Origin of the sequence: Neobacillus drentensis NBRC 102427 (genome assembly GCF_001591445.1) — a bacterium.
GTDB classification, from domain to species: Bacteria; Bacillota; Bacilli; order Bacillales; family Cytobacillaceae; genus Neobacillus; species Neobacillus drentensis.
Genome location: NZ_BCUX01000010.1, coordinates 55,279 through 65,268, shown reverse-complemented (window position 1 = coordinate 65,268; position 9,990 = coordinate 55,279). Strand labels below are relative to the sequence as shown.

Genomic DNA, 9,990 nt, shown 5'->3' with positions numbered 1-9,990 from the left:
TTTCTTATCTTTAAATATAAAATAGTGCCTGACACCAAATTGCATTAATAAATGTGGTGTCAGGCACTATTTTGTTACAAAGATGTGAACTTAGCAGTACTTATTTGTGATTTTTATAAGCAGGTATATGGAAGGTTTTATCATTGTTATCATAAAATAGATGTAAATGTAATTTTTATTCTCGAGAGAAATGTAGGGATCATGACGGTGCGCAAATGGACAGAAATAGGGAACTACAACTTGAGAAGAGGGTTGATGTTAATGTGGCCTTTTGACAGCAAGAAAAAGACGAATGAAATGGCAGGAAGGTCATGCTACTTTTCCGTGAAAGAGACCACAGAGGGAACCGAGTTTAATGATTTCGTCAATAACCTGAAAGAAGTCCTTTGCAATACCACAAGGGAAATCGTCTTTTTATGCGTAGGTACCGATCGTTCAACAGGAGACTCACTAGGTCCCATCGTGGGGACAATGCTAATAGAAAATAACCTCCCATACCCTGTATATGGAACATTAGAAAAGCCAGTTCACGCTTTAAATATCAAGAAGATTTTGAAAGAAATTAATCAAACACACAATGATCCGTTTATTTTGGGGATTGATGCTTGTTTGGGAGATGAGAGGCAAATTGGGTTTATCTTTTTCAAAGAAGGTTCATTGATTCCTGGCATCGCTGTCAATAAAAAGCTGCCTCATGTCGGTGAATACCATATGAAGGCAGTGGTTAATTACCTTGACGCGCTATCGCCGGCACAATCCTTAAATAATACCAGATTATTTACTGTCATGACGATCGCAGAAGTAATGACAAAGATGATTACGACAGCTGTAGAAAGAGAAGCACCATCTTCCAAAAGACCAGTTGAAAACCTCCGCAGATAGGAAAAGATTGCTTTCTCCAATTTTTCTATTGGAAATTCTGACCAAAGGATTTGAAGTTTTTAAATAGTGTGAGTTATAATTGGTACAATGTATACCTAGAAAGAAGGAGAAATTGTGGGGAATAATTGGGCCGAGGAAGATCTGATATCTTTACGTGAGAGGGTCTTTATCCATATTAAAGACCTTATTTTAGAAGGTGAATTTAAAACCGGTGATCGATTAGTGGAACGGGAACTTGCCGAGCGATTAAATATTAGCAGAACGCCTATTCGTGAAGCATTATTTAGATTAGAATCGCAAGGGTTTGTAAAAACCGTTCCAAGAAAAGGTGTTATTGTCGCAGATATTTCTGAGAAGGAAATCATTGAAGTATTTACAATTCTTTCTTCGCTTGAGGTTTTGGCAGCCAAATTAGCTGTTCAGAAGCTGGACGACGAAACCAAAAGTAAATTTGTTGAGTACAGTAAAAAGGTGGATGAATGTTTAAAGAATCAGCAAAATAATGATTTCGCTCAATTGCATAGTGAATTAAATCACCTCTTATACAGTTCGGCGAAGAATGCAAAGCTGTATGAAATGCTGAGCGGTTTATCGGACTATATTCGCGCCTTTGCCAAGACAGGGTTTAAAAATCCGGGCCGGGCTGTCCAGTCGATGGAAGAGCACTTACGAATTATGGATGCTATTATTAATCAAGAAATTGAAATGGCCGAGTATTTGACGAAAATTCATATTGAAAATTCTCGAAAAGCGTATATTGAGGCAGTCAATCTAGGAAAAAAAGAGAAGTAAGAAAAAGAGAAACTCCATCCCAAGGTGGAGTTTCTCTTTTTCTGTTATCTAATCATTAAACGCCAATCACAACAGATGATGTTAGGTTCTTCAATACTTTCGCTACACTCATGGCAACTATTGGGCTAGATTTAGGATTTTCCTTATAAGGATTGTTTTGAATAGTGGTTTCCATTTGCCCGAAATAGCCCTTCGCTACAATGGTATGGGTATTCATTTGGATTGTAGGGTCTACATAAACTTGAACCTTTGTTTCCTCAAAGCCGATTCCAGCGAGGCTTAACGCCGCTGATACATTCACATTTTGAGGGAATAATTTTGCTGCATTTCTAGCATTTCCCTCAAAAATACAAACAGGATCTGTAATCGTTGCTAAATCAACCTTTTCCTCAGCAATTGTCCCATACCAACTTTTTGGCGGTTTTCTCGTAATCAGTGTGATTTCATCTATTTCACCTAACACCCCTGCAGCAATACGATCTAAACCTGCGATGGCTCCTGATGGGATTATCATTTGTTTTTTGTATTTCGTGGCAGCCGCCTGTAGGTTCTCATAAAAGTCTAAATCCGCTAAAGCACCGACGGAAAGGATGACTAAATGACTTCCAGAGGTGAGGGCTTTTTCCCCGTATAATTGAAGGGCATGATGACCGGCAGCCTCAATGATGATATCTAAACTTTGGGTAAAAAAAACATCTTCATTTGTAGTGACTGTACATTGCTCGGGTGAATGATCTAACGGACCAAGTGGTGTCCTTACCAAAATGGATTGAAGGACGACATCTCCGGCTTGTCCTAACTCGATTATTTCGCTAATACTCTTTCCCAGCGTTCCATAACCAATGATACCAGCTCTAAGCATATACATTCTCCTTGGATTTATTTTTTAGTCCTATCAACTAGAAAACTATCAATCTATGTACAAAAAATTTATACGGTATACCATTAATTTTTACATTTTAGCCGATTTGTCAAACAAAAGCAATAGTAATAAGAAGAATATATAAAAACTTCTAAATTTTCAAAATAGTTTGCAATGATAATAGAATCATGGTATATTATTTTCAACCTTAAAGTAAACAAGGTGTACATAGTAAAAAGAAGGGGTGATTTTAATATTCCTGAAATTCAAACTACATAAAACTCAGAAAAATAAATCTGAAAGCGCATTCAGCGGTACTTTTGTAGATTGATTGCTTTAGGAAAGTAGAAAAATGGCTGGTAATGGAGGTTTCATTTAAATTTAGTATTCAGTTGTAATCAGTAATTCCGAAGTATTTTTTTAACATCATGGTATACAATCTACAGTATGCAAAATATAATCTTCTTAATTTTATAATGAATTTTGCCATTGTTTATCAATTTAAGAATTAAGAAAAGAACATCTGAAGTAGAGGATTTACACCATGAAAAAAATCAATTTCTAATGATTATTCCTCTCCCACGATCTTTTCCCATATGTAAAGGAAATCTTTTGCTACAATCGTTTTAAACTATTTTAAAACAAACGGAGGGGAAATATGGAATTAACAGCAGCTCATTGGGTATATCTAGTTGTCACTGTAGCCGTTATTATTATCATGCTTTTTAGAAAAGGTGTTGTTTTACCTCTTATTGTAGGAACCTTTATAGTGGCAGCCGTTTATAAAGGGAGCGTGATTGGCGGTTTCCAAGCTGTCTTTAACGCAAACCTCGTTGCTGCTAAGGAGCTATTTAGTATCTTCCTAATCATTTCCATCATGATTGGTCTTCTAAATTCCCTAAAAGATCTTGGTGCCGATAAAAGGATGGTCGTGCCGATCCAAAGAATTATGGTAAACGGACACGTTTCTTACTTAGTGTTAATGGTCACAACATTTGTGATTTCACTCTTCTTCTGGCCAACCCCAGCTGTTCCATTAATTTGTGCTTTGTTAGTACCTGCTGCAGTAAGTGCAGGTTTGCCTGTCATGACCTCAGCAATGGTTATTGTTATTGCGGGACAAGGTATGGCGCTTTCATCAGACTATATTATGCAAGTTGCCCCAATGTTAAGTGCAAAAGCCGCAGGAATTGATAAATCCTTAGTATCAGATAAAGCCTTCATTCTTTCTCTTATTACTGGAATCACTTCACTTGCGATTGTGTATGCCACACATCGAAAAGCAATTACGAAAAGATCTGTTAATGAGATTAATAATGAAAAAGTCTTCTTCCAGGTTAGCGAAGAACTTGCTGCTACAGTAGAAGAAACTGCTGAAGTTATCAAGGTAAAAGAAAAATGGGGAAAAATCTTTGCGATTATTGTACCTTTAGCGATGTTAGGTGTAATGATTTTTATGGTCCAATCCAAAATTGGCGGTGGATCTGGATTTGAGGGTGGCGACGGTGCCGCTTTTATTGGTGGAGTTGCTACGATTCTCTTAGTTTTAGCAACCATTGCTTTTAACCGAATTCATGCACTCGATAAAATTAGTGAGCATATTACTGAAGGATTTGTTTTCGCTTTTAGAGCTATGGCTCCCGTCATTCCGATTGCTGGTTACTTCTTTATGGGAAGTGGTGACTTTTCAGCTTCAATCCTCTCGTTAGGAGATGATGCAGCGAAGCCGGGATTCCTATTTGATTTAATCCAAGCTGGTCAAAATTATATTCCACACAGCCCATTTATTGCAGCATTTAGTATCTTAATCGTTGGTATCATTACCGGGTTAGATGGCTCCGGGTTTGCAGGACTTCCGTTAACGGGTGCTTTGTCTGGAGCAATTGGACCTGGAAGTCACATCGATCCTTCCGTCCTTGCAGCTATTGGACAAATGGGTGCAGTTTGGAGCGGTGGCGGTACGCTGATTGCATGGTCATCTCTTGTTGCCGTTGCAGGCTTCTTACAAATATCACCGTTAGATTTGGCTCGAAAGAACTTCTTCCCAGTAATAACAGGACTTTTCATTGCAACTCTCTTGGCAGTTTTCATATGGTAAGGTAATAGTTAATTTTTATATTAACTATTAAGTATATTAGATAGAAAAATTAGAGGTTGCTATTAAATAGGCTATTCCAAAAGTCAGCAGCGAACTGATTTTTGGGATAGCCTTATAATTTGTAGTTTAACCCGAAAACAGGGATTCATTTGATTAGGAAGAAGTCTTAATCTGAAATGAAGAGAGGGGATACTTGATGAACAAAAGGATCGGTTTAGCAGGGATAGGTAAATTAGGGACGGCGTTGATGACTCATTGGGCTAAAAAGGGAATCGCAATCGGGGTTTACCACCCAGTCAAAACAAAAGCCGAATATTTTCTGGAATCCTTCCCAAATGGTTCTCTGTTACTAGAAAATGAATTAAGTAATGTCGATGTTTTTATTTTAGCACTGCCAGCAATGGAGGTTGTACCATTTATCTCAACCTTAATGCCCCAAAACCAAACGCAGCAGTCACCAACAATCATTAATATGGCAACCAACCTACCTACCAAAGATATAAAAAGTAAGTTTCCAGAGTTAAATATACAGGGTGTGAAATATATGGGCCATTGGAAAGATTTATTGGATCATGGAAATGGCTTATTTATTTCTGAATCCGACTTACCCTTAAATATTAGGGAGCTTTTTGAAGTGCTTGGAAATGTAAAGGTAGATCGTGAAAACTGTTTAACCGAGGTAAATAAATTAGCAACTTATTTTGCTTTAAAAACAGCAATAGCCATAGAGACTGAATTTGCGTCAAGAAGTTTATCACCAGAATACTTAAAAAGAGCGTTAACCTCGCTAGCACCTGAAGTAATCCGTTCGTATAGTGAGGGGAGCCTAGGGCATTTTGCAAAGGAAATTGTCAAAGAGATCCAGGCAGAGAATCCTAGCGATGATCTTACAAGCTATTAAATTACAAAAGGTGTCAATCCAATGATTGACACCTTTACATATTGTAGAGGAGGGGTATTTTTCACGACAATTTTTTATTTCTCAGCATTAAATTATTCATTGTACCTGCTATTGGGCCTGTGGATTTCCGCTCCAGGCACTCGCTTTCCGCGGGGAGGTCCGGGAGCCTCCTCGGCGCTTTGGCGCCTGCGGGGTCTCCCGTGACCTCTCTATCCCGCAGGAGTCGAGTGCCCTCCGCTCCAATCTACAGGGAGGGAAAACAACCTAAAGCATTCCCACATTCCTTCCCTACTATTTGTATTGCAATCTTTTTATTTTGGCAGATCGCAGAATAACTCCTTCTTATTGACCTCGACAGTGTTTTTTTACTGGAATAGGCTTTATAAACCCTTCTTATCAACCTCGCCAATGATTTATTAATGGGAACAGGCTTTATTAACCCTTCTTATTGACCTCGCCAATGATATTTTAAAGGAAACAGGCTTTATAAACCCTTCGTATTTACTTGACTCTTTTGGCTTAAAACGTGACTTCATCGCTAATTTTTTTATGAGTTGAGTGTCTTCTATGAATATTACACTCTGTTGATTGGCGAGGAAGGCACGCAGACTCCTGCGGGAGTACGGGGCAGGGGAGACCCCGCAGGAGCTTCAGCGCCGAGGAGGCTCCCCGGCACGCCCGCGGAAAGCGAAGTGCCTGGAGCGCCAATCAACAGACATGTTCAAAGCCAATATATTAATAAGTTGTTAAAGTTCTTAAAGTATATAAGAGACCTGTCAAAAGCTTCTCGACAAACTGAAAGGTGTCAATCTAATGATTGACACCTTTTGTTATGCAAATCTTCATTAGGATAAAATCAATTGTAAAATAAATAGATATACCATGACACAGCCGATATAAATGCTGGCGAACGAAAGGTTCCAGTTTGATACTTTATAGGAACTTTCTTTGACGATGTTTGACATCAGTCCTAATGTTGCATTATATGGACCTACTAGAAAAGCTGAAACCGCTCCGGCTAACATGGCCACGGTCAAAATATGTGGTGATATCCCAATAACCTCCGGATTCAACCCTTCTGTCATCAGTGCTAGTGAAACTGCCGGGTGCAGTCCTAAAAAGGCAAGAGCCAACGGGACCAAAGGCAGTAGAATCAAGAAGATTTCTACACCTGAGAAACTAATAAACTTATTTACCAGAGCATCCAGCCATACATTCGTATGGGAAACGTTAATCGTTGAAATAAAAAATCCTGCGGATAAATAAATGAAGAATTGATCCTTCATACTTACAGAGAAGGTTTCAAAATGCTTGACCAAGTGGGTACCGAACTCTTTCCCCTGTTTTAATAGCAATGACCATGAAAACGAAAATGGAATAACCAGCAATGATACTAAAATTAAAAACGGAAAAGGAAACTTTGTTTCTACTAAAGAAATAATCACATTAAAAATGATGATTGCCAGGAAAATTTGGAAGACTCTACTGGAACGGTTTATTTGAGCGGTTGATTCGATTGTGGCAGCCGTTTCGTGGACAGATAGGCCCTTTTTGTTATGGATCATAACATTTGCCTTTCGAGAACCAATATACCAATCCACCCCCATACCCATGATGCTTAAAGGAATCACATAGGGAAGAATCGAAACCCAGCTTACCCCTGTCATCGTGATGACAATCCCAACAATCGGTGTAACAGGTGCCCAAAGGAGAGGCATGGCAAAACCTCGTGTAATTGCCCTGCTCATAAACCGTTCTTTATTTTCAACGGGAATGACATCCAAAGCAGGTCTAATGGAGTAGTAGGTCATTGGTAATGTGGCAAGATTCATAAAAATGCTAAAAAAATACGAAATGCCGGAAGTGATCATATAAAGTTGACCAGAGGTTTTTACCCTTTTTTGAATGAGGGCTTGTATTCCCCCGCTATAATTGCCTAATTTGATCGGAATCCCTAAAATTGGAATCAACGTAAACATGGTAAGCAAGTCCAGCATCGGACCGAAAGAAAGGATGTACTGATGCCATGAGGCCCCGCTTGTCCAGAGTAATAATGCTCCAAGCAGCAAAAAGGTACCCCCTAAAACTTGAACAAATCGCTTCGCTTGAAATATGGTAAAAAGGACAATGGCAAGACTTAAACAGGAAATGATTCCCCCTAAATGAAGGACGGGTAAAAGCACATTTAATAAATACAATAATATCACGAAGAAAAGCATATATCTTAGCATATCCACCACCCTAACTTGTAAAGTTGTATACCAAACCCCGGATTAATGGCTAGGATAGACACGAATTAGCCATAAATCACGAATTATTTTGGTATTTGGTATACAAAAATCTTGTTTTATTGTTAAACCCATTATACAATTACAGTATCAAATAACTCATTAAATAGGGGGAACTTAAATGTTTAACTTTCTATTTGGATCTAAAAGTGCTAAAGAAAAAGCTGAGAGAAAATTAGCATCACTAAGAAAAACACTGAAGTTTTAGTTTTCTATTACACCCACCACTACCAAGTGGTGGTTTTTTATTATTTTAAAGAATAAAATCCGGAGAGAAAGCGGTATCTCTCCGGATTTTAGCTTTATGGAAGCAATCTTTTGCACGTTAATGACTTAAACTGCTAGCTCAGTTGATTTTACCAATTTGGAGTTAACGGAATCATTACTGTTCCCGGACGCTTTGACAATCTCATTTAATTCCTCGCGGGCAGCTTCGATCGTATCAAACTTTTCAAAAAACTTTACAGCAATTTGATTAACATATTCTTTACCTTCATAGTTTTCGAATAATTGAATTTTAATCGTTTCATCAAGAACTTCGGCAATGGTGTATTTCGCTTTTAAACTGTCAAAGAAATAGAAATGGTAGGTTTCAATCGGTTTTAATCCATCATTTTCAAGAATCGTTTGGAAAGTATCTTTATTCGTTAACACAATATATTTCCCCATGTAGAACACTCCTTTAGAATATTGTATACCAAACTACTTATGTGTATTTTATATCATGATGTGAAAATGTTCAAGGATATATTCTAAATATTTAATTTATTTCCGCAACTATTGATAGATTAGTCGATTTACAATAAAAATTTCAATCCAACCAAAAATTCTAGTTTGCTTCTCTAACAAAAAGATTGTATACTTCAGAAAAGTATCAAAATTTTTCGAATAAACTGAAAGGGGAAAACAATATGCCAAAAGTAATCCTTCATGCTGATGGAACGACAATCGAACAAGAGGTAAAAGAAAATGCCAATTTAGTAGTATTAGCAGCTACCCGTCTACTACCAAAATTAAAGTATGGCTGCGGCATGGGACGATGTACAAAATGTACTTGTATCGTTGTGAACGGAGCTGAGTCATTATCTCCACCGAATTGGAAAGAAGAAAAAATGCTTGGGGATAAGGTTAATGAGGGGTACCGCTTAACATGCCAATTAACGATTAAAGATGATATTGAAATTTCTCAAGAAAATATATCGATCCAGGTGCCGAAGAAGCAATCTGCTATTCAATCCTAATAAATGTTTCTGTTTAATATTTTATGGTATACAAAATACAAAGAAGTTAAGTAGGTGAGTTGGTATGGAAGAGTTTGATTTAACCAGTATGACCTGGAAAGAAGTTGAAGAAGCACTCAAAACTGTTCAATTGGCTATCATTCCGATTGGAGCTCATGAACAACATGGTCCCCATATGGTGGAAAGCTGTGATGCGGTCTTAGCTGAAAAAATGGCTCAGAAGTTAGGCAAGCGGATGTTTCCATATGCATTAATAACCCCAACGATTAATATGGGCGTGTCCCAACATCATTTGAATTTTCCAGGGACAATTTCCTTGCAGCCCACAACGTTAATTGCCATTTTAAAGGATGTCATATCATCATTGAAACACCATGGAATTGAAAAATTTTTACTTTTAAATTCACATGGTGGTAACCAATCAACACTAAATGTGGCTTCACTGATGCTAACCAAAGATTTAGATGTCGAAATTTACTATGCTAAAACAACGGCATCAGCGAAAAATGCGATTAAGGAAAATGTCACTTCGCCATTATTCGGCCATAGCTGTGAACGGGAGGTTTCCGAGGCACTTTATTTAGCACCCCAGCTTGTCCGGCTTGAAAACCTTGAAAAAGGCGATATTCAAGAAGAGGGAAGATGGAAGCAGCTCCGCCCTGGCAAAGCAATCCAAGGATTTTATTATTATGAAGAAATGACTAGAAATGGCAATATCGGGGATGCAACCAAAGCTAGCTGGGAAATCGGCCAGCAGATCGTTGAGGAAGCATTGGATAATCTATCGAATGAACTTTTTAAATTATTAGATTTGAATGTGGATGTGCATCAAAAAATTTAGTAGGGAAAGAAAACGATTGCAATCTTAAAAAAATTCTAAAAATTCTATTTACAAATAAACAATATATTGGTAGTATAAACGTAAG

General features: G+C 37.8%; 9 protein-coding genes. 6 read left to right on the top strand and 3 right to left on the bottom strand.

Annotation, left to right across the window (positions count from 1 at the left end; translation table 11 throughout):
• Positions 1-255 precede the first annotated feature (255 nt).
• Positions 256-882, top strand: coding sequence for a spore protease YyaC (yyaC, locus tag BDR01S_RS06535; RefSeq protein WP_235846502.1), 627 nt, complete (start codon positions 256-258; stop codon positions 880-882).
• A 114-nt stretch (positions 883-996) separates the two neighbouring features.
• A complete protein-coding gene (locus tag BDR01S_RS06530; RefSeq protein ID WP_066255171.1) occupies positions 997-1,674 on the top strand; it encodes a GntR family transcriptional regulator in 678 nt (225 codons plus the stop codon).
• A gap of 55 nt (positions 1,675-1,729) precedes the next feature.
• On the opposite strand, the gene nadX is transcribed toward BDR01S_RS06530, so the two are convergent.
• Entirely contained in the window at positions 1,730-2,536 is an 807-nt protein-coding gene (gene nadX / locus BDR01S_RS06525; protein ID WP_066255169.1) for an aspartate dehydrogenase, read from the bottom strand.
• A 658-nt stretch (positions 2,537-3,194) separates the two neighbouring features.
• Between nadX and BDR01S_RS06520 the strand changes: the two genes are divergently transcribed.
• Entirely contained in the window at positions 3,195-4,634 is a 1,440-nt protein-coding gene (locus BDR01S_RS06520; protein WP_066255165.1) for a hypothetical protein, read from the top strand.
• A gap of 196 nt (positions 4,635-4,830) precedes the next feature.
• On the top strand, positions 4,831-5,535 hold the full coding sequence (locus tag BDR01S_RS06515; RefSeq protein WP_066255164.1) for an NAD(P)-binding domain-containing protein: 705 nt from the start codon (positions 4,831-4,833) through the stop codon (positions 5,533-5,535).
• A gap of 845 nt (positions 5,536-6,380) precedes the next feature.
• Here the strand turns inward: BDR01S_RS06515 and BDR01S_RS06510 are convergent.
• The gene (locus tag BDR01S_RS06510) at positions 6,381-7,766 is read right to left on the bottom strand and encodes a hypothetical protein (protein WP_066255161.1); all 1,386 of its coding nucleotides are present in this window, start codon (positions 7,764-7,766) and stop codon (positions 6,381-6,383) included.
• A gap of 390 nt (positions 7,767-8,156) precedes the next feature.
• On the bottom strand, positions 8,157-8,492 hold the full coding sequence (locus BDR01S_RS06505; RefSeq protein WP_066255158.1) for a hypothetical protein: 336 nt from the start codon (positions 8,490-8,492) through the stop codon (positions 8,157-8,159).
• A gap of 242 nt (positions 8,493-8,734) precedes the next feature.
• Here BDR01S_RS06505 and BDR01S_RS06500 point away from each other — a divergent pair, with 242 nt between their 5' ends.
• Positions 8,735-9,064, top strand: a complete 330-nt coding sequence (locus BDR01S_RS06500; protein ID WP_066255156.1) for a 2Fe-2S iron-sulfur cluster-binding protein — start codon at positions 8,735-8,737, stop codon at positions 9,062-9,064.
• A gap of 64 nt (positions 9,065-9,128) precedes the next feature.
• Positions 9,129-9,905 carry a creatininase family protein gene (locus tag BDR01S_RS06495; RefSeq protein WP_066255154.1) on the top strand — a complete coding sequence of 259 codons (777 nt, stop codon included), beginning with the start codon at positions 9,129-9,131 and terminating at the stop codon, positions 9,903-9,905.
• Positions 9,906-9,990: the final 85 nt, after the last annotated feature.

Bases quoted from the DNA above. Each gene is read 5' to 3' on its own strand.
- BDR01S_RS06520 (WP_066255165.1), top strand. From the start codon at position 3,195: ATGGAATTAACAGCAGCTCATTGGGTATATCTAGTTGTCACTGTAGCC.
- BDR01S_RS06500 (WP_066255156.1), top strand. From the start codon at position 8,735: ATGCCAAAAGTAATCCTTCATGCTGATGGAACGACAATCGAACAAGAG.
- yyaC (WP_235846502.1), top strand. From the start codon at position 256: ATGTTAATGTGGCCTTTTGACAGCAAGAAAAAGACGAATGAAATGGCA.
- BDR01S_RS06510 (WP_066255161.1), bottom strand. From the start codon at position 7,766: ATGCTAAGATATATGCTTTTCTTCGTGATATTATTGTATTTATTAAAT.
- BDR01S_RS06515 (WP_066255164.1), top strand. From the start codon at position 4,831: ATGAACAAAAGGATCGGTTTAGCAGGGATAGGTAAATTAGGGACGGCG.
- BDR01S_RS06505 (WP_066255158.1), bottom strand. From the start codon at position 8,492: ATGGGGAAATATATTGTGTTAACGAATAAAGATACTTTCCAAACGATT.
- nadX (WP_066255169.1), bottom strand. From the start codon at position 2,536: ATGCTTAGAGCTGGTATCATTGGTTATGGAACGCTGGGAAAGAGTATT.
- BDR01S_RS06495 (WP_066255154.1), top strand. From the start codon at position 9,129: ATGGAAGAGTTTGATTTAACCAGTATGACCTGGAAAGAAGTTGAAGAA.